This is a genomic window from Kribbella ginsengisoli (genome assembly GCF_039537185.1).
Taxonomy (GTDB): domain Bacteria; phylum Actinomycetota; class Actinomycetes; order Propionibacteriales; family Kribbellaceae; genus Kribbella; species Kribbella koreensis.
Genome location: NZ_BAABAA010000005.1, coordinates 68,406 through 86,744 on the forward strand (window position 1 = coordinate 68,406; position 18,339 = coordinate 86,744).

19 protein-coding genes are annotated in these 18,339 nt (G+C 67.2%); 10 read left to right on the top strand and 9 right to left on the bottom strand.

The window, feature by feature from the left end; genetic code table 11:
- The first annotated feature begins 86 nt into the window (after positions 1-86).
- From ABD768_RS19060 to ABD768_RS19075, 4 genes are read left to right on the top strand one after another with little or no spacing between them, the layout of a single operon-like run.
- Positions 87-410 (top strand): MoaF-related domain-containing protein, encoded by a 324-nt coding sequence (locus ABD768_RS19060; protein WP_343982926.1) that lies wholly within the window; start codon positions 87-89, stop codon positions 408-410.
- A complete protein-coding gene (locus ABD768_RS19065) occupies positions 410-802 on the top strand; it encodes a nuclear transport factor 2 family protein (RefSeq protein WP_343982929.1) in 393 nt (130 codons plus the stop codon). Before ABD768_RS19060 ends, ABD768_RS19065 begins: the two co-directional genes overlap by 1 nt.
- 16 nt (positions 803-818) lie before the next feature.
- A complete protein-coding gene (locus tag ABD768_RS19070; RefSeq protein ID WP_344842326.1) occupies positions 819-1,250 on the top strand; it encodes a hypothetical protein in 432 nt (143 codons plus the stop codon).
- Positions 1,251-1,307: 57 nt separating this feature from the next.
- On the top strand, positions 1,308-1,607 hold the full coding sequence (locus ABD768_RS19075; protein WP_344842328.1) for an MGMT family protein: 300 nt from the start codon (positions 1,308-1,310) through the stop codon (positions 1,605-1,607).
- 15 nt (positions 1,608-1,622) lie between these two features.
- Here the strand turns inward: ABD768_RS19075 and ABD768_RS19080 are convergent, their stop codons facing one another.
- Together ABD768_RS19080 and ABD768_RS19085 are read right to left on the bottom strand one after the other, a co-directional pair.
- Entirely contained in the window at positions 1,623-2,237 is a 615-nt protein-coding gene (locus ABD768_RS19080; RefSeq protein ID WP_344842331.1) for a PIN domain-containing protein, read from the bottom strand.
- 3 nt (positions 2,238-2,240) lie between these two features.
- The gene (locus ABD768_RS19085; protein ID WP_344842334.1) at positions 2,241-2,885 is read right to left on the bottom strand and encodes a helix-turn-helix domain-containing protein; all 645 of its coding nucleotides are present in this window, start codon (positions 2,883-2,885) and stop codon (positions 2,241-2,243) included.
- A gap of 126 nt (positions 2,886-3,011) precedes the next feature.
- Between ABD768_RS19085 and ABD768_RS19090 the strand changes: the two genes are divergently transcribed.
- The 3 genes from ABD768_RS19090 (at position 3,012) to ABD768_RS19100 (ending at position 10,007) form a co-directional block, all read left to right on the top strand.
- Positions 3,012-6,236, top strand: coding sequence for an ATP-dependent helicase (locus tag ABD768_RS19090; RefSeq protein WP_344842337.1), 3,225 nt, complete (start codon positions 3,012-3,014; stop codon positions 6,234-6,236).
- Between the two features lie 70 nt (positions 6,237-6,306).
- Positions 6,307-9,528: an ATP-dependent helicase gene (locus ABD768_RS19095; protein ID WP_344842339.1), complete on the top strand. Its 3,222-nt coding sequence runs from the start codon at positions 6,307-6,309 to the stop codon at positions 9,526-9,528.
- Positions 9,529-9,629: 101 nt separating this feature from the next.
- Positions 9,630-10,007 carry a peptidase inhibitor family I36 protein gene (locus ABD768_RS19100; protein WP_344842343.1) on the top strand — a complete coding sequence of 126 codons (378 nt, stop codon included), beginning with the start codon at positions 9,630-9,632 and terminating at the stop codon, positions 10,005-10,007.
- A 35-nt stretch (positions 10,008-10,042) separates the two neighbouring features.
- Here ABD768_RS19100 and ABD768_RS19105 read toward each other — a convergent pair whose 3' ends face one another.
- The 3 genes from ABD768_RS19105 to ABD768_RS19115 form a co-directional block, all read right to left on the bottom strand.
- Entirely contained in the window at positions 10,043-10,588 is a 546-nt protein-coding gene (locus ABD768_RS19105; protein WP_343982953.1) for a Uma2 family endonuclease, read from the bottom strand.
- Positions 10,589-10,697: 109 nt separating this feature from the next.
- Positions 10,698-11,261: a Uma2 family endonuclease gene (locus ABD768_RS19110; protein WP_343982958.1), complete on the bottom strand. Its 564-nt coding sequence runs from the start codon at positions 11,259-11,261 to the stop codon at positions 10,698-10,700.
- 69 nt (positions 11,262-11,330) lie between these two features.
- Positions 11,331-12,020, bottom strand: a complete 690-nt coding sequence (locus ABD768_RS19115; protein ID WP_344842347.1) for a mycothiol-dependent nitroreductase Rv2466c family protein — start codon at positions 12,018-12,020, stop codon at positions 11,331-11,333.
- 60 nt (positions 12,021-12,080) lie between these two features.
- On the opposite strand from ABD768_RS19115, the gene ABD768_RS19120 reads away from it, so the two are divergent.
- A complete protein-coding gene (locus ABD768_RS19120; RefSeq protein ID WP_344842350.1) occupies positions 12,081-12,677 on the top strand; it encodes a TetR/AcrR family transcriptional regulator in 597 nt (198 codons plus the stop codon).
- On the opposite strand, the gene ABD768_RS19125 is transcribed toward ABD768_RS19120, so the two are convergent.
- Entirely contained in the window at positions 12,674-14,428 is a 1,755-nt protein-coding gene (locus ABD768_RS19125) for an IucA/IucC family protein (protein ID WP_344842353.1), read from the bottom strand. The genes ABD768_RS19120 and ABD768_RS19125 overlap by 4 nt on opposite strands.
- Before the next feature lie 3 nt (positions 14,429-14,431).
- Positions 14,432-15,001: a GNAT family N-acetyltransferase gene (locus ABD768_RS19130; RefSeq protein WP_344842357.1), complete on the bottom strand. Its 570-nt coding sequence runs from the start codon at positions 14,999-15,001 to the stop codon at positions 14,432-14,434.
- Positions 15,002-15,218: 217 nt separating this feature from the next.
- On the opposite strand from ABD768_RS19130, the gene ABD768_RS19135 reads away from it, so the two are divergent.
- Positions 15,219-15,899 carry a GOLPH3/VPS74 family protein gene (locus ABD768_RS19135; RefSeq protein WP_344842361.1) on the top strand — a complete coding sequence of 227 codons (681 nt, stop codon included), beginning with the start codon at positions 15,219-15,221 and terminating at the stop codon, positions 15,897-15,899.
- A gap of 175 nt (positions 15,900-16,074) precedes the next feature.
- On the opposite strand, the gene ABD768_RS19140 is transcribed toward ABD768_RS19135, so the two are convergent.
- The gene (locus ABD768_RS19140; RefSeq protein ID WP_344842364.1) at positions 16,075-16,635 is read right to left on the bottom strand and encodes a hypothetical protein; all 561 of its coding nucleotides are present in this window, start codon (positions 16,633-16,635) and stop codon (positions 16,075-16,077) included.
- 20 nt (positions 16,636-16,655) lie between these two features.
- Positions 16,656-17,369 carry a purine-nucleoside phosphorylase gene (gene deoD / locus ABD768_RS19145; protein ID WP_343982980.1) on the bottom strand — a complete coding sequence of 238 codons (714 nt, stop codon included), beginning with the start codon at positions 17,367-17,369 and terminating at the stop codon, positions 16,656-16,658.
- A gap of 43 nt (positions 17,370-17,412) precedes the next feature.
- On the opposite strand from deoD, the gene nudC reads away from it, so the two are divergent.
- Positions 17,413-18,336: an NAD(+) diphosphatase gene (gene nudC / locus ABD768_RS19150; RefSeq protein WP_344842367.1), complete on the top strand. Its 924-nt coding sequence runs from the start codon at positions 17,413-17,415 to the stop codon at positions 18,334-18,336.
- Positions 18,337-18,339 lie beyond the last annotated feature (3 nt).

Genomic DNA, 18,339 nt, shown 5'->3' on the forward strand with positions numbered 1-18,339 from the left:
ACAGGGCTTGCGCGGAACACTGTAGGCGACTTGAATGTTCAAGTCACTACGTGGCCCCACCGGCCACCCAGTCCAAGGAGCACCCCGTGTCCCTGCCAGCGTCCTTCACCCCGGTCGGCAAGTCGTTCAGATTCGATCTCGGCGCCCTGCGGATCCGCTACACCTTCGACAGCACCGACTCGGCGACCTTCGTCGTGGAGAACGGCGGCGGCCTGGCCCCGGACGGGCACACCGAACAAGTCTCGATCGAGCTGCACGAGATCCGCCCGGGCGTCTTCCTGAACTCCTGGCGCGAGGCGACCGGAGCGACCGTGTCGCACCTCGAGGATTTCGGCACCGGCAAGCTCTACTCGAACATCACCGTCGAGGGCCGGCTCCACCGCTTCGTCGGCGCCATCCAGGAGGCCTGATGAACGACACGACCGATGCCGGCTCGCTCGAGAAGCGCAACACGGAGATCGTGCTCAGGGCTATGCGCGAGCTCTTCGCGGAGAAGGATCCGACCGCCGTGGACCGCTACTGGGCCGAGCCCTACATCCAGCACAACCCCACCATGCCCGACGGGCTGGAAGGACTTCGGACGGTCGCCCCTCGACTCGAGGGGTTCTCCTGGACCCCTGCTCGCATCGCGGCCCAGGGCGACCTGGTGATGACCCACAGCAGGGTGCTCGGCTGGGCGCCGGAGCCGGCGATCATCGTCGACATCTTCAGACTCGAGAACGGCCGCATCGTCGAGCACTGGGACGTCGTCCAGAGCGAGGTGCCGTCGGCGGAGTCGGTCAACGGACACCCGATGGTCTGACCGCAGAAAGACAACCATGACCGATCTCGTGCCGTCACGGTACGAGTACCACGAAGGAACGGACCACATGACCTCGCTCGAGAAGCTCGTCGAAACCCACCTCAACACTTGGAACTCCCCGGCCGGGGCCGCCCGGGACCAGCTGATCTCGGCCACGTACTCACCGGACGTCTTCATCGGAGAACCCGACAGCGCACATGAAGGCCACGCCGGAATGGAAGAAGCGATCTCCGCCCTCCAAGGGCAGCTTCCCGGCACGGCACTGTCCCGCTCCGGACCCATCCAGGTCGCTCAGGATCTCGTCACCTACGCCTGGACGCTGGGCCCCACCGGACAGCCACCGATCGTTTCAGGCCGCGACGTGCTCCTGGTCCGCGACAATCAGATCACCAGCCTGTACGTCGTGATCGACGCCCCGAGCGAGCCACCGGCCGATGCCCGGTCCTGACGGCGCGACCGCAACCTGAGCTGGCCCGTCGCCGGCGCCGCCGGATAACGTAGGCGCGTGGATCGGGAGGAGTACGTAGAGGCCGTGCTGGTGGCCGTGGAGTCGATCCCACCCGGCCGGGTAGCGACGTACGGAGACATCGCCGAGTACGTCGGTCAGGGCGGCCCGCGTCAGGTCGGCGCCGTCATGCGCGAGTACGGCGGAGCCGTCGGCTGGTGGCGAGTCATCCGAGCCAGCGGCATCCCCGCCGACGAGGTAGTCGACCAACAAATCCAACTCCTCCGCGGCGACGGCGTCCGGGTAACCAACGGCAAAGTCAACCTCCGCGAAGTCCGCTGGAACCCCGAAGAGCAGTAAGAGATCGGTCGCCGTTCAGGGCATCCCGTCGGTGAGGATCCTCCCCAGCTCATCGCCGAACCCTGGAACGAGTCTGCCCTTCGCCATATCTTCCGCCAGTTCGAAGACGGTCTTCCTCGGTTGGCGAAGGCGGCGGGACAGCCTCTCCATCGCACCCACGACCTGGTTGGGCACCGTTTCCAGGAGATCCAGCAGGAATCTGTCGGGCTGTACAACGGCCAGACCTGGTGGCACAGACGTGGGAGGGAAGTCGCGTGCGTTCTCCGTCACCAGATGAGTCGCTTCCGTGCCGATCGCGACGGCGAGCACATGGCGGTCTTTCTGGTCGCACGCAAGGCCAGGTACCAACGGTATCCAGCTGGCAGGAGGCTGGCACGCGTCGGGGAACGCCACGTCCATCTGTTCGAGCACATGCGTCGCGACGGCGGTGGCATCGCCGTCGCTCAAACCGGAGCGAGTCTTCAGCAGGTCGATCGAGTTTCGTCGGATCTCATCGAGGATCTCGTCCTGCCAGATAGGTTTGAACGCCTCCTCCCGCGCACAGGAGAGCAGTACATCTCGGAGGCCGGATGGAATCAGTACGCACGCGTCGAGGACGCCGACCGGGCGCTCTGAACAGACCTTGGACATCGGTCAGAAGTCCCCGTCCACGTAGCCGCCTTCGGGAACAATCGCCGCGAGGGCTCGCTCGCTGATGCGGCGCTGGGCTTGGCGGAAGGCCTCGACGTCGGAGAGTAGGAAGCGGTGGCGGTTGCCGACCAGTCGGTGTGCGAGCTGACCCTCGCGGGCGATCTTGATGACGTAGGGCCGTGAGACGTTGAGGAGGTCGGCGGCCTCCTGGCTGGAGATTTCGGGGTCCTGGCTCTCGTCGACGATCATCCTGAGTGGACCGGCTCCGAGTGTGGCGATGATCTGACGTAGCGCGGCCAGCGTGTTGCCGGTGACCTTCACGCTGCTCTTGCCCTGGACGATCGTGACCGAGGCGCCCCGGTTGATGAGCTCTTCGACCTCGCGGAGCTGCTTGTTGTTCGGTGGCAGCACCGAGACCACCAAGTGTTCTCGGCGCTCTCGTCCATCTCCAGCAGGCGGTTCGTGGGGCGGCCGATGAGCTGCCTTCTTGTCCGTGGCAGGTCGGCCTGCCACGGACTTCGCAGTACCAGCGGTGCTCCCTCTGCTGCGGTTGGGCTGGTCAGCGGATGCCGCATGCTTGCGGGCGCCTGCCGCTTTGGCCTTGGTGGCTGGTCCGGAGGTGGTCTTGCTGTTCTTGCTGATCGCCATGTCAAACTCCTCTCACTCAGAGGCTATCCGAAACATCAGAAACTGTCGAAGCAATCGAATCGGCGGATCGCGGTGCCGAACGAGTGCCGACTCGGATTTGTCGGTGGGGTCTGGTGGGATGGGGGGATGGTCAGTAGAACGGGTTCCAGGTATCGGCTGGTTCGGGGGGACGGGCATCAGGCTCGGGTCACCGAGGCGCCGGTGCTGGATGCTGATCAGCGGGCCGTGGTGGAGCACGGGAGTGGGCCGTTGCTGGTGCTGGCGGGGCCGGGGACGGGGAAGACGACGACGCTGGTCGAGGCCGTTGTCGATCGGGTGGGGAATCGTGGGCTGAAGCCTGATGAGGTTCTGGTGCTGACCTTCGGGCGGAAGGCGGCGACCGAGCTCAGGGACCGGATCACGGCTCGGCTCGGGCGGACTACCCGGGCGATGCCGTCGATGACCTTTCATTCGTTTTGCTATGCGTTGCTGCGGCGGTTCACGCCGGCGGACGCGTTCGATGTACCGCTCCGGCTGCCATCGGGTCCCGAGCAGACACTGAGGCTCAGCGAGTCGCTCGAAGGTAGTCGTGAGGTCGGGGTGACGAAGTGGCCGGCCAGTCTGCATCCGGCGCTGAAGACGCGCGGGTTCACCGAGGAAGTACAGGCCGTCATCGGCAAGGCGCGGCAGCTCGGGCTCGACCCGGAGGATCTGTCCGCGATCGGGCATTCGGCCAGCCGGCCCGAGTGGGTCGCGGTCGGTGACTTCTTCGAGGAGTACCTGCAGATCCTCGACCACGAGCAGGTGCTGGACTACTCCGAGCTGATCCACCGCGCGGTCATCCTGGCCGAGCAGCCGCACGTGAAGGCGCGGCTCCGCGAGGAGTTCAAGGCCGTCTTCGTCGACGAGTACCAGGACACCGACCCCGGCCAGACCAAGCTGCTCCAGGCGATCGCCGGCGACGGCCGCGACCTCGTCGTGGTCGGCGATCCGGACCAGTCCATCTACACGTTCCGCGGCGCCGACGTCCGCGGCCTGCTCCGCTTCACAGACGAGTTCCGTACTACGGAAGGCGCCGAAGCAGCCCAGATCGCGCTGGCCACCACCCGCCGGTTCGGCACCACCCTGCAGCGCGTCTCGCGCAACGTCGTCAACCGCCTCGGCGTCCCTGGCACCCTCGACCGCGACACCTTCGAGCGCTTCCGCAACCCCGACGCGAGCTCCTGCGTCTACGGCCCCGGCAAGGTCGAGGCCAACCTGTACTCGACCAGCGGCGCCGAATTGGAGCACATCGCCGACATCCTCCGTCGCGCCCACGTGCAGGACGGCGTCGGCTGGCACGAGATGGCGGTGCTGGTCAGGTCGGGCAGCTGGTCGATCCCACCGTTGCGTCGCGCTCTGGCCGCCGCGGGCATCCCCGTCGACGTCGCCGGCGACGAGTTGCCGCTGTCGCGCGAGCCCGCAGTGCGGCCGATGCTGCTGGCGCTGAGAGCCGTCGCCGACCCGGCCACGTTGACGGTCGACGTCGTCCGCGCTCTCGCCTTGTCACCGCTCGGCGCGATGGATGCCGGCCAGTTGCGCCGCCTCGCGCGCGTACTCCGCAAGCGCGACCGTGAGGCAGCCGGTGGCCAGCGGCTGCCGCGCTCATCCGACGACCTGCTCCGCGAAGCACTGATGAACCCCCTGCTGCTCGACGAGCAGGCCTCGCCCGCCGAAGCCCGGTTCGTCGCCCTCGGCGAAAGGTTGCTCAAGGCAAGAAACATCGTGACGGCAGGTGCCGCCCCCGACGAGGTGATGTGGTCACTCTGGTCGGAGTCCCCCTGGCTCAGACGCCTGCGAGGCCAGGCGAACAGCGGCGGCGAGGTAGCCCGTACTGCGAACCGCGACCTCGACTCGCTCTGCGCACTGTTCGACACTGCGAGCCGGGCCGAGGAGCAGATCGGGTTCAAGGGCGTGTCGACGTTCCTCGCCGAGCTGGAGGCGCTGGACATCGCCGGCGACAACCGCTTCGACGCGACGTACCGGGAGGCCGGGGTCCAGCTGATGACCGCGCACCGGTCGAAGGGACTGCAGTGGCGGCTGGTCGTCGTCGCGAGCGTGCAGGAAGGGCAGTGGCCCGATCTGCGCCGACGCGGTTCGTTGCTGGAACCGGATCGGCTCGGGCCCGACGGTCTGGTGGATCCGCTGTCGGCCGGGGCCATGCTCGCGGAGGAGAGACGGCTCTTCTACGTGGCGATCACGAGAGCCCGGGAGCGGCTGATCGTGACAGCCGTCCAAGCCCCCGAGGCCGACGGCGATCAGCCTTCCCGATTGCTTGCTGAGCTCGACATTCCTTTGAAGTTGGTGGCCGGACGGCCGCGTCGACCCTTGTCGCTGCCCGGTCTGGTGGCCGACCTTCGTTGCGTACTGGCCGACCCGGCCTCGTCGCCCGCCTTGAAGCGAGTCGCGGCCGACCGGTTGGCGCAGCTCGCCGATGCCGTCGACGACCGGGAGTACGCGCTGGTCCCGACCGCCGACCCGCAACGCTGGTGGGGCGTGCGCGAGCGGACCAAGTCGGAGCGTCCGATCACCGACCCCGAGTTGCCGGTGCCGTTGTCCGGGAGCGCGCTGACGACGATCGTCGACTGTCCGCTGCGCTGGTTCCTGCAGCGTCGGGCAGGCGGCGAGACACCCAGTACTTCGGCCATCGGCTTCGGCATGGTGCTCCACACGCTCGCCGACGCCGTCGCGACCGGGACGCTGCCGCCCGACATCGACGAGCTGAACGGCTGGCTCGACAAGGTGTGGACGCAGCTCGAGTTCGAGTCGTCCTGGATCTCCGATCGGGAGCGGGTCGAGGCGGAGCAGGCGTTGCGGCGGTTCGTCGCGTGGCACCAGGGGCGGCCGGACCGGACGCTGCTCGGCACCGAGGTGGAGTTCGACGTACTGCTGCCGGACGAGGACAAGCCCGCGGTTCGGGTCAAGGGCCGGATGGACCGGTTGGAGCAGGACGGCGACGGTGCGATCCGGGTGGTCGACCTGAAGACCGGCCGCAACATGCCGACCAAACCGGCGTTGGAGCGGCACGTCCAGCTGGCGATCTACCAGCGCGCGATCGAGTCCCGGCAGATGAAGAAGCTGGGCGAGGAGCCGCGCAGTGGTGGCGCCGAGCTGGTCCAGTTGCGGCACGACGACGTCGGGCTCCCGAAGGTCCAAGGACAGGCTCCGCTGGAGGCTGACGAGGACGGCCGGACCTGGCTGGACGAGGCGGTCGAGGACGCCGAGTCGATGGTCCGCTCGGAGGAGTTCATCGCCAAGCGCAACGCCGGTTGCGACCGCTGCGACGTCCGCGGCCTCTGCCCCATCCAGCCCGAAGGCCGGGAGATCGTCTGATGCGCGCCAACCTGCGACGACCGGCCGGCCGGCTGATGCGCGCCAACTGCCAAGGCTTGGAGGTCGTCCGATGAGAGCGAAGCTGGAGACGACTGCTGAGCTGTGTGATCTGCTCGGGATTCCGTTCAGTGATCAGCAGCTGCAGGCGATCACGGCGCCGCTCGCACCGGGCGTGATCGTGGCCGGTGCCGGGTCGGGCAAGACGACGGCGATGGCGGCACGCGTCGTCTGGCTGATCTGCACCGGACAGGTCCAGCCGGAGGAAGTACTGGGGCTGACCTTCACCAAGAAGGCCGCCAACGAGCTCGACGTACGGATCCGCGACGACCTCACCAAGGCCGGCGTGCTCGGCTCCACCCTGCCGCGCGACCAGCACCCGATCCTCGCCGCGCACCTGCGCAGCAACGTCCCCAACTGGGAGCCCGAGGAGCCGGGCGAGCCCGTCGTCTCGACGTACCACGCCTTCGCCGGCACGCTCATCGCCGAGCACGGCCTGCGACTCGGCCTCGAGCCCGACGTCCGGGTGCTTGCCGACGCGACCAGGTTCCAGCTCGCCGGCCGGGTCGTACGCCGGTCCAACGGGCCGATCCGATTCGCGTCCCATCACGTGCCGACGCTGGTCAACAGCCTGCTCGCCCTCGACGGTGAGCTGGCCGATCACCTGCTCGGCGCGAACGAAGTACGGGCTCATGACGAGGCCGTGCGGGCCGAGGTCGCGGCGGCGCGCAAGCAGACGGTCGAGGTGAAGAAGCTGGCCGAGACGGCGCTGAAGCGTGGCGAGATCCTGCAACTCGTCGAGGAATACCAGGCCTACAAGGGCGAGCGTGGTGTCGTCGACTTCGCCGACCAGATGGCGCTCGGTGCCCGGCTGGCCGAGGAGTGTCCCGAGGTCCCGGTGATCGAGCGCGGTCGGTACAAGGTCGTCCTGCTCGACGAATACCAGGACACTTCGGTCTCGCAGCGTCGGATGCTGACCGCGCTGTTCGGCGTCGACGGTCACCCCGTCACCGCGGTCGGCGACCCGTGCCAGGCGATCTACGGCTGGCGCGGCGCCTCGGTCGCGAACCTCGACGAATTCCCCGACCACTTCAAGAACGCGGACGGTACGCCGGCCCAGCGGTACGTCCTGAGTGTGAACCGGCGTTGTGGCAGCCGAATCCTCGCGGCCGCCAACCAGCACGCGGCCGAGCTCTACCAGCAACACCCCGGTGTGATCCCGCTGGAGGCGCCGCCCGAGGCACCCGAGGGCGCGATCACGGTCGGCCTGTTCGAGACGCGCTCGAAGGAGATCGAGTGGGTCGCGGACGCGATCGTCGCCGCGCACAAGATGCCGAACCGCCGATGGAAGGACATCGGCATCCTGATGCGCACGAACACCGACCTCAGCGCGGTCCACGAGGCGCTGATCGCGCGCAAGGTCCCGGTGGAGGTGGTCGGCCTGGGTGGCCTGCTCGCGCTGCCCGAGGTCGTCGACGTCGTCGCCACTCTGCAAGCGGTCAACGATCTGACCGCCAACGCGGCAATGCTCCGGATCCTCACCGGTCCGCGCTACCGGATCGGCCATCGCGACCTCGCCTTGCTGGCCAACCGTTCCCGCACGCTCGCCGACGCCGGTGATCGCCCGGCCGCGGATGATCTTGTCGCGGCGCTCGACGCGGCGGTCGCGGGGATGGACTCCACCGAGGTCATCTCGCTGGCTGAGGCCGTCGACGATCCGGGGCCGGCCGGGTGGGGTTACTCGGCTGAGGCGCTGGAGCGGTTCAGGGAGTTGTCGACCGAGCTGCGTGAATTGCGTGCGCACTCGGGCGAGCCGTTGCTCGACCTGGTCCGCCGGGTGATCAGCACCATCGGGCTCGATGTCGAGCTGACCGCGACACCCGATCACGTCGACTCCGGCCGTCGCGATCACCTGGCCGCGTTCTTGGATGCCGTGGGCAACTTCGTGTCGACGGAGTCGAGTGGGTCGCTGGACGGGTTGCTGGCGTATCTGGCGGCGGAGGAGGAGTACGCGGCGGGGCTCGACCTCGCAGTACCGAGTGAAGCGGACTCGGTGAAGCTGCTGACCACGCACCGGTCGAAGGGGCTCGAGTGGCCGATCGTGTTCGTACCGACCCTGGTGAACAAGGTGTTCCCGTCGGATCGCGGCCGCGACAAGTGGACGACCAACGCGAAGGTGCTGCCGTGGCCGTTGCGCGGCGACGCCGACACGCTGCCCGACTTCCACGACCTGTCGAACGCTGGGCTGAAGGCTTTTGCGGACGAGTGCAAGGACGTCAACGCGCTGGAGGAGAGGCGTCTCGGGTACGTCGCTTTCACCCGCGCGAAGGAGATCCTGGTCGCGACCGGGCACTGGTGGGGGCCGACGCAGAAGCGGCCGCGCGGGCCCTCGTCGTACCTGGAGACGTTGAAGCAGCACGCGGGGGAGCGGGTCATCGACTGGACACCGCAGCCTGACCTCAACGAGGAGAACCCGGAGCTCGCCGAGCAGCAGCTCGCGCCCTGGCCCGCGCCGTACGACGCAGCGGCGTACCAGCGTCGGCTCGAATCGGTGGCGCTGGTCGAGCAGTCGCGCGCGGAAGGTCCGTCGCAGGAGGCCGAGGACTCGCTGCTGCTGGACGAGCAGGCGACGGTCGCGCGGTGGGACTCCGAGCTGGAGCGATTGTTGTCGGAGGCAAGGGAAAGCCGGAGCCGGAAGGCGTACGACGTCGCGCTGCCGGCCTCGCTGTCGGCGACCCAGGTGATGCGGCTGGCGAAGGACCCGGACGGCTTGGCGGCCGACCTGGCTCGCCCGATGCCGCGGAAACCCAACCGGGCGGCGCGATTCGGCACCCGCTTCCATGCGTGGGTGGAGAGCTACTTCGGCCAGCAGTTCCTGCTCGATCCGGATGACCTGCCGGGGGCGGCCGACGAGGGCATCGTCGACGACACCGACCTGACCGAGCTGATGGATGCCTTCCGCGTCGGACCGTACGGCGAGCAGATGCCGTACGAGATCGAGGCTCCCTTCGCCCTCGCGATCGGCGGCCGGATGGTTCGCGGCCGGATCGACGCCGTCTACCAGGTGATCCGCCCCGACGGCTCCCGCGGGTACGACGTCGTCGACTGGAAAACCAGCCGCAGCGAGACCGCCGACCCGCTCCAGCTGGCCATCTATCGGGTGGCCTGGGCCGAACTCCTCGGCATCCCGGTCGAGCAGGTCGGCGCCGCGTTCTACTACGTCCGTACCGGCGATGTCGTCCGGCCCGAGAACCTCCCGGACCGCCCCGCTCTGATCACGCTGCTCAACGGCTGAACCTTCCGCGACAACATTTCCAGCAGTCTCGAAAGGGTGTTTCGCGCGCGCTGAACCTCCTACGTTGGAGGTGTCAAACAAGCGATTGAAGGAGTCATTTCGTGCGAGCGTTCCTGAAACTTGCCCTCGGTACCGTCCTGACCGCGACCGCGCTGACCGCCGCCGCGACCGGCCCGGCCCAGGCGACCACCACGTCAGGTACCTGCGGCGCCAACTTCGTCTGCATGTGGGAGGACCCGGGCTTCAACGGCACGAAGTACGTCGACGTGGTCGGCCAGCCCGGCTTCATCGACATCGACTGGTGGGAAGGCGACAACGAGATCAGCAGCGTGAACAACCGCACCGGCTACTGGGTCCGGATGTACGCCAACGACGACGCCACCGGCTTCTTCGGCTGCGTAGCCCCCAACCAGTCCATCGGCGCCCTCACCTTCGACAACGAAATGGAAAGCTTCAGCCTCAACACCACCTGCAACTGACAACGTGCTGGGGCCCGTCGCCAAGTTGGCGGGCCCTATCCAACAAGCTCCGCCGGAACCACTCGAACTGAGAAGGGCACCTCAGCCTCGAACGCCTCCTCGGCCTTCACCACGGCCCGCTCCACATACCGGCCGTCCTCCAACTCGAGAACGGTCAGGATCTCGGCCTCAGGATCGAAGATCCAGTAGGCTGCGACACCTGCCTCTTCGTAGAGGTTCCGCTTGAGGACCAGATCTTTGGAGCGGGTCGCGGGGGAGAGCACTTCTACCGCCAGCAGTAACGGAAGGCGAAGCGCGTCCGGTCCCGGATCGTCGCGCGTCGCGACGAGCACATCGGGCTGCAGGGAACGCCCGGCCGTTGGCTGATAGTCCATCGGCGCCGTGATGACGCGGTATCTCGCCGGGCAGTTCTGCTGCAGTGCATAGTTGAGCGCAGCCACTGCCACTTGATGCAGCAGAGTGGGGGACGGAGTCACCAGAAAAATCCCGTCGACGAGTTCGTACTGGCTGCCGTCGTCAGGGAGAGCGTCGAGATCGGCCAAGGTGAAGTTGTTGGGCTCGATGTGCTGCACGAGTTCCATGGTGCCTCCTTCGGTGTCACCTGACCAGCATGGTGCTTGTCGGCAGGCCGTTCGGCTGGTTCGGTGGATCTGCCCGCAACTGCCCTCGATCTGCCCCGCATCTGCCCGCTCACCCCATGAGTGCCGAGGGGGTGAGGCTGATGGGGAAGGGGGTTGTGGTGTGGAAGTTTTCTTCGCCTTGGATTACGGCTTCGCAGGTGTAGTGGTCTTGGTTCAGGTGCAGGACCGTGAGCTCCTGGGCGGCGGGGTCCAGGAGCCAGTACGCCGGTACGCCGTGTTCCGCGTAGAGGGCGCGTTTGGTTACCACGTCGGTGGTTCTGGTGGTGGGGGAGAGGACTTCGACTGCCAGGAGTGCGTTTTGGACGTATTGAGGGCCGGCGTCGGCGCGCGGGGTGACCAGGATGTCGGGGCGGAGGGAGAGGCGGCGGGTGGGGCGGAAGTCGAGGGAGCCGACGGAGACGAGCAGGTCTGGTGGGCAGGCGTGTTTGAGGGCGACCATCAGCGCGACCACGGCCGCTTGGTGTGCCGGCGGTTGCACGCCGGTCACCACCAGCCGGCCGTCGATCACCTCGTACCGCCGCGCATCCGGTGGCCGGACCGAGCTACCGGGGAGGCCGGCGGGCACGGCGAAGGTAAGGCCAGCTGCTTCGAGTCTCGCGGTTCGATCGCTCACCTGACCAGCATCGCGGAAACGGCACGTACCCCGCGAAAGTTATCCACAGCATCTGCCCCAACTCCTCGGCTAGGTGAAGGCGGGCATCGGGCGGTTGTCGGTGGTGATGGCCACGAAGGCCGGCTCCTTCGACGCGGTGCTGACTGCGTCCCACAGCTCCAGGCCGGCTGCAGCTGAGAGCGGTGCGGAGACGATGGCGCCGGTGAAGATGACGCGGCGCGGGGCGTAGCAAGCGAGCGGCTGTGCGGGAGCGTCGCCGACCAGCGTCGGTACGAGCGGTTCTGGTCCGGCAAGCGCGGCAAGCTTCGCCGTCGACGCCTCGATCGCGGCATCCCAGTACACGTCGTCAGCAGCCGTCAGGAACCCCTCCAGTCCGGCGGCCACCAGCAATTCCTCCACCAAGGTCGGCGACGGCGGAGTCGGCGGCCCCGGCTGGAAGACGCGATCACCCCAAGCCAGGTACAGCGGCTCGATCTCACTAGCCCGCCCCTGCGCCCGCAGCGCCTCGAAGACCCGTAGCAACCGCAGCGACTGCTTGCTCGTGGCAACGGCCAGTTCGCGGAACATCGGCGGCATCCCGACCGCCTGCTCGTCACCGGACCGCAACCAGAGGCTGAGCGACCGCAACCGCAGCGGCAGCTCCCGCTCGGCGGCGACCCCGAGGAGCCAGCGCGCGGCCAGCCAGCTCCACGGACAGGCGGGATCGACGTACAACTCGTACTCCGGCGCGCGGGCCGGACTCTGGCGACGTGTATTCATCAGATCTCAACTCTCTTCGTCATAGTAGGACTATGATGAGGAGAGTGCTAGATTCCCACCGTGGCTGTCAAGGGCATTCCGGGGCATCGCGAGCGGCAGGCGCTGGCGACCAAGGCGCAGGTCGCGGCGGCCGCGCGGCGGCTGTTCGCCGAGCAGGGCTATGTCGCCACCACGATCGCGGCGATCTCGGCCGCCGCCGAGATCCCGGCGCAGACGATCTACTCCGCGTTCGGCAACAAGGCCGCCATCCTGGGCGAGATCTCCAAGACCTGGATGCGCGACGCCGAGACACGCAGGCTGTCGGACGACGCGCTCACCGCCGACGACCCGATCGACCGCCTCCGCCAGACCGCGCATTGGCATCGGCGCCAGTTCGAGGCCGGGTACGACGTGATCGTCATCTACCAGGAGGCCGCGCGCGCCGATCCGGCGATGGCCGAGGAGATGCGCCGGGTGTGGGCGGCCAGGGAGCACGAGCTCACGAAGTACCTGGCTGCTTTCGAGGGCGAGTTGAAGGTGACCGCGGAGCGCGCGCTGGACATCCTGCTCGCCTGCACGGTCCCTGAGGCCTACCGGACCCTCGTCATCGAGCGCGGCTGGTCGCTCGACGAGTACGAGGCCTGGCTGGGCGACGCCCTCATCGCCCAGCTGCTCTAGACCTCTGCCAGCGGATTCCGCAACGTTCCGACGAACTGCAGCGAGCCGGCCATGTCCGCCAGATCGACCATGCTCTGGTTGTTCTTCAACTGCAGCCGGTTCAAGCAGGACAAGGCGAATTCAGGACTGAACAGGTCGTACTTCGCAAACGCCGCCGCCAACTCCGGCGTCGCCTCCTGATAATCGCGCACCGACGACGCGACGACCGCCCAGAACTCCGTCGGCGACAACAGCCCTTCTCCGGCAAGCAATGGCGACAGGAACCGGAAGATGCAGTCGAACACATCGGTGAAGATGCTCAACAACTTCTCGTCGTCAGGCACATTGGTGACGCGCACCCGCTCGATCTCGGCAGGCAATGCGGTCGCCGTGCTCAACACCGCGATCTCCTCCGCGATGTCCTTCATCAGCACGCGAACCGGCACGCCATCGCGCAGTACCAGGATCAGGTTCTCGCCATGCGGCATGAAGACGAGCTCGTACGCGTAGAAGCAATGCAGCAACGGCACCAGATACGCATCGAGATAAGAGCGCAGCCATTCGCGAGCATCCAATCCGGACGACTTGATCAACGCCCCTGCCAGTGACGATCCCTGCCGATCGACATGCAGCAGCGAAGCCATCGTCGCGAGCCGCTCGCCTTCACCCAAAGTCGGCACCGGGCTCTCGCGCCACAACGCGGACAGCATCTTCCGGTACGCCGAACCAGGGCTCGTCGCCGCTTCGTAGTACCGGTTGTGGTAGCCGATCGCGGCGATCTCGCGCAGCACGGAAAACCCGTAGCGCTTGAGGATCGCGTCGTTCTCGACCAGGTCGTGCACCCAGTCGTTGATCGCCGGCGTCTTCGCCATGTACGCCGGGGAGAGCCCGCGCATGAAGCCCATGTTGAGCACCGACAATGCCGTCTTCACGTAGTTCCGCGATGGCCGGGTCCGATTGAAGAAGGTGCGGATCGACTGCTGCGGTTGGTACTCGTCATCGCTGGTGCCGAGAAAGACAATGTGCCGCTGAGCAATGTCCGCGGCGAACGTGATCGTGGTCTTGTTCTCCCACTGCCACGGATGCATGGGCATCAGGTGATAGTCGGCCGGGTCGCCGCCGACCGCCCGGATGCGTTCGCTGAACCGTTGCAGCACAGGCGTTCCGAGCTCGTCGCGCAGCATGGCGTCGTACGTGATCGTCTTGCTGTGCGAGACCGTCGCGCGATCCCGGCGTACCGCGATCCAGACCAGCCGAACCGCCGAGCCGGTCTCGGGTGCGAACGCACGGTAGTCCTCGACGCCGAACCCGAGCCGCCCGTTGTTCGCCACGAAACAAGGGTGTCCCTCGGTCATCGCCGACTCGATCGCCTGGAAGTCGGCGGTGACCAACTCGGCCGCGGTCAGGTCGTCCTTCGTCAGCTTGTACGCCGAACTGGCGAGCGTACTGCTGATCTCCTCGAGGTAGACCGGCAACATCTCGGCGCCGATCCCCAACTGTTCGTGGAACTCGGTGATGAAGTCCAGGGCGTCGACCGGCGCGTCGACGCCGGCGCGCGTGCGGGTGATGCTCGCCGCGTCGACCTCCCAATGATTCAAGGGATAGCGGTCAGCCTTGAAGTAGTACGAGCTCGTGTCGTTGGCGACCGTGTAGCCCTCGCCCGAGGTGACGGGTTCGAAGAGCCGCTCGTGGGTGAACTCGGCGAGCGCCTTGCGGACCAGTGCGCGGTTCGCGACGGCCCAGGTGTCCGGCTGGAGGTGTGTGGTGGTCATGGGTCAGCCTGCCTCGTTCATCCGGGTCGCATCGGCGTACTGCTCGCGGGTGCAGAAGCTCAGCCAGGCCTGCTTGTCGGGCAGCGTCACGATGCTGTGCTTGCGGAAACCCATGCGCTGGTTGAGTTCCTGGATCTTGGTGTTGCGGACGTCGGGCTCGACCACGACGCGATCGACCAGCGGATCGCTGAACAGGTAGTCGAGGATCGTCTCGAACACCGCGCCGGTGAAGCCGGGCACGCGCCGCTCGGGCGGCGCGACCAGGACGTGCATGCCGATATCGCCCACTGCCGGTTGGTACACACCGCCGACCGGGTCGTGCTCAGGCTGGTACCGCTCCATCAGGAACGCCGGCCGTCCATCGTGCGTGCCCAGGAACGCCTGGTGGTAGCCGGTGCGTTCGATTCGCTCGTACTCCGTACGCACGTCGTCGATGGTGGCCGTCAGCAGCCCCCAATACTGCGCATAGGGCTGGGTTACCCAGCTGTGCAGCGTCGGCACGTCTTGGTCGAGATCGAACGGCCTCAGGCTGAGCGTCCCGATCCCAGCGGCGAATCGGCGGAAGGTGGGCACGGAAGACTCCAGGTGCTACATCAGCGGGCGGTTGATTAGCTAAGGCTAACCTTACTAACTGCTTCGCCGTCCACCGAAAGTGACCCGTATCCCAGAGGGGCGATACCCCGTCGGAGAGCCCGGGTGCTGCTCAGCGGTCACCACTACTGAGGGTGGATGCCGCAGGTAGTCCGCGCGGTGGATGTCGCAATGGATAGAGGCGTCCTACGTTGGAAGCATGTTGATCGCAGAGGACCTCGCGCTGCTCTTGTACGACGACGAGAGCGGGAAACCCGTCACTGGGTCGCCCGGGCTCGACTATGCGCTCGGCGGAGCCGTGCTGATCGAGTTGACGCTGCTGGGCAAGGTGGACATCGCCGAGGCGGGTGACACGGTCAAGGCGGGGCGGTTGAAGGTATTGGACACCACGCCGACCGGGGACGCGCTACTGGACGAGCGGCTCGCGTTCCTGGCGGGCAAGCCGGGCGCCCGGCCCAAGGACCTGATGAAGAAGCTGTCGAACAAGCTGCGCCAGCAGGTGCTCACCAGGCTGGCTGAGCGGGGTGTGCTCGAGGCGGACAAGGGCAAGGTGCTGGGCCTGTTCCCGGTCACCCGCTGGCCGGCCAAGGACGCACGCCACGAGGCAGAGGTCCGCGCCGCCCTGGAGAACGTCCTGAAGCTGGGCACCCAGCCCACTGAGCGCACCGCCGCCCTGATCGCCCTCCTGAGCGCCCTCAACGTCGTCCCGAAGGTCGTCACCGACGCCGTGGACAAGAAGGCCCTCAAGAAGCGAGCCAAGGAAATCGCGGAATCCGAATGGGCCGCCACCGCCGTCCGCAAAGCAGTCCAGGAAATGCAGGCAGCAGTAACCGCCGCCATAGTCGTAGCCAGCTCAGCCGGCGCCGCAGGCAGCTCCTAACCACCCCCCGGCCCCCGGCCACCTGGACCCGGGACCCCGGACCCCGGACCCCGGCCACCGAACCCCGGTCCCCGGCCACGGACCCCGGCCCCCACCGGACCCCCGTCACCGGGTGCACTCCGCTTTCCGTACTTCCCGTCGCCGCGTGCCCGGAGGGCGCGCGGCGACGGTGTTCTTACTCTGCTTGGCAGTTCACCTTGCAGGTGCTGTCGACGAGCGTCAGGTGGGCGCCTGGGTCTTCGGTGTCGACGGTTTCGGTGGACCAGTCGACCCGCCAGTCGCCGACCTTCGTCGCGCGCTCGACCGTGCCCAGCGCGCCGAACCAGTCCGTGATCGGCGTCCGCGGGTTGATGTGCGCGATCTCCAGCACCTTCGGCAGCTGCTTGCCGATCTCCGCCCGGACGTCGGCGATCTTCGCGCCGTTCGCGTGCAGCGACACGACCGGCGGCCGCTTGTGGCTCCCGGTCAGCACCCAGACCGACACCGTGCCGGAAGTACAGATCGCGTACGTCCCGTCAGCCCCGCACTTGTACCCACCCTTGGCCAGCCCCGCGACCACCTGAGCAGCGGCGAGGTCCGGCAGTACCGGGTCGTCCGACTTGGCACTGGTCTCAGACGCCGGCTGCTGGCCCGTCTCCGAGCCTGCGGTCGTGTCCGAGGGCGTAGGAGCGTCGGAGGACTTCTTGTCATCTGATCCGGAGCAGGCCGTAGTACCGATGAGCAGTGCAGCACTCACCAGTGCGACGGCGACCCGCTTCAGACCGGCACCTCGATCGCAGCATCGAGGGCGATCGTGATCATCTCGGAGAAGGTCGTCTGCCGCTCCTCGGCCGACGTCTCCTCCTTGGTGATCAGGTGGTCCGACACCGTCATGATGCCGAGCGCCCGGCGACCGAACTTGGCGGCCAGCGTGTAGAGCGCCGCCGCCTCCATCTCGATCCCCAGTACGCCGTACTCGGCCGTGCGCGACACCAGGTCGGGCCGGTCGTTGTAGAACAGGTCGCCGGAGAACACCTGGCCGACATGCACGTTCAGCCCGGCCGCCTCGGCCGCGTCCACCGCCGCGCGCAGCAGCTTGTAGTCAGCAGTCGGTGCGTAGTCGATGCCGTGGAAGCGCAGCCGGTTCATCTGCGAGTCGGTGCTCGCGGACATCGCCACGATCACGTCGCGGACCCGGACGGCCTCGGTCAGCGCGCCACAGGTGCCGACCCGGATCAGGGTCTGTACGTCGTACTCGGCGAACAGCTCGTTCGCGTAGATCGAGGCCGACGCCTGACCCATGCCGGAGCCCTGCACGGAGATGCGCTCACCCTTGTAGGTGCCGGTGAACCCGAACATGTTCCGGATCTCGGTGTAGCAGGTGACGTCGGACAGGTAGGTCTCGGCGATCCACTTGGCTCTCAGTGGATCCCCGGGGAACAGCACACGCGGTGCGATCTGTCCCTTCTCGGCAGCGATGTGAATACTCATGCCGGGATGCTCTCATGATCGCCGGGCGAGATACGTTGAAGCCGTGGCCTATTCGATCGTTCCCGGTTCCCTCTCACTGTCGCGTTCCGTGCTGGACCGAGCTGCCGACCGACGGCGCGACCAGGAGTGGCTGGAGAAAGCATGGGCCGCCGAGGACACCCAGGTGGCTCTGGTAGCCGGTGACAAGCTGGCAGTAGTCGAGGACCGTACGGCGCTCCGCCTGGTACCGCCCGCTGCGGCCCCCGACGGCATCCGCATCTTCCTGGGCATCGACCGTGTCGCCGGAGCCGGTATGACGGCCGACGGGCGCGCCGTGTTCGCAGTACTGGTTACTGGAGAGCCCGACGATTCGTACGCCGGCCTGCGCGAGGTAGGCGGAGTACTGGACGACCGGGAGGCCGGGATCGCGGTCAACGTGGTCGGGCTGGCCAACTGGCACGCAGTACACACCCACTGCGCCAACTGCGGAGCCCATACCGAGGTAGTCGACGCAGGCCATGTCCGGCACTGCCCGAACTGCGGCCTCAGCCACTTCCCGCGCAGCGACCCGGCGATCATCGTCCTCGTCACCGACGACCAGGACCGCGCCCTGCTCGGGCGTAACGAGGCCTGGCCGGAGGGCCGCTACTCCACCCTCGCCGGCTTCGTAGAACCCGGCGAGTCCCTGGAGGCGGCCGTCCGCCGAGAGGTCTTCGAAGAAACCGGCGTAGTAATAGGCGAAGACATCGACTACGCGGGCAGCCAGCCCTGGCCGCTCCCGTCCAGCCTCATGCTCGGCTTCTACGCCAAGGCCACCGGCTACGCCATCAACGTCGACCAGGACGAGATCGCCGAAGCCAAATGGTTCAGCCGCGACGACCTCCGAGCCCTCGTCGAGAACGGCTCGATGGCCCTCCCCGGCAACATCTCCATCTCCCGCCGCCTGATAGAAGGCTGGTACGGCAAAGAACTAACCGGCAGCTGGTAGCTA

Coding starts and splice junctions, on each gene's coding strand:
- ABD768_RS19105 (WP_343982953.1), bottom strand. CDS start 10,588: ATGGAACTCGTGCAGCACATCGAGCCCAACAACTTCACCTTGGCCGAT.
- ABD768_RS19080 (WP_344842331.1), bottom strand. CDS start 2,237: ATGTCCAAGGTCTGTTCAGAGCGCCCGGTCGGCGTCCTCGACGCGTGC.
- ABD768_RS19065 (WP_343982929.1), top strand. CDS start 410: ATGAACGACACGACCGATGCCGGCTCGCTCGAGAAGCGCAACACGGAG.
- ABD768_RS19125 (WP_344842353.1), bottom strand. CDS start 14,428: ATGACCACCACACACCTCCAGCCGGACACCTGGGCCGTCGCGAACCGC.
- ABD768_RS19090 (WP_344842337.1), top strand. CDS start 3,012: ATGGTCAGTAGAACGGGTTCCAGGTATCGGCTGGTTCGGGGGGACGGG.
- deoD (WP_343982980.1), bottom strand. CDS start 17,369: ATGAGTATTCACATCGCTGCCGAGAAGGGACAGATCGCACCGCGTGTG.
- ABD768_RS19135 (WP_344842361.1), top strand. CDS start 15,219: ATGTTGATCGCAGAGGACCTCGCGCTGCTCTTGTACGACGACGAGAGC.
- ABD768_RS19085 (WP_344842334.1), bottom strand. CDS start 2,885: ATGGCGATCAGCAAGAACAGCAAGACCACCTCCGGACCAGCCACCAAG.
- ABD768_RS19115 (WP_344842347.1), bottom strand. CDS start 12,020: ATGAATACACGTCGCCAGAGTCCGGCCCGCGCGCCGGAGTACGAGTTG.
- ABD768_RS19070 (WP_344842326.1), top strand. CDS start 819: ATGACCGATCTCGTGCCGTCACGGTACGAGTACCACGAAGGAACGGAC.
- ABD768_RS19095 (WP_344842339.1), top strand. CDS start 6,307: ATGAGAGCGAAGCTGGAGACGACTGCTGAGCTGTGTGATCTGCTCGGG.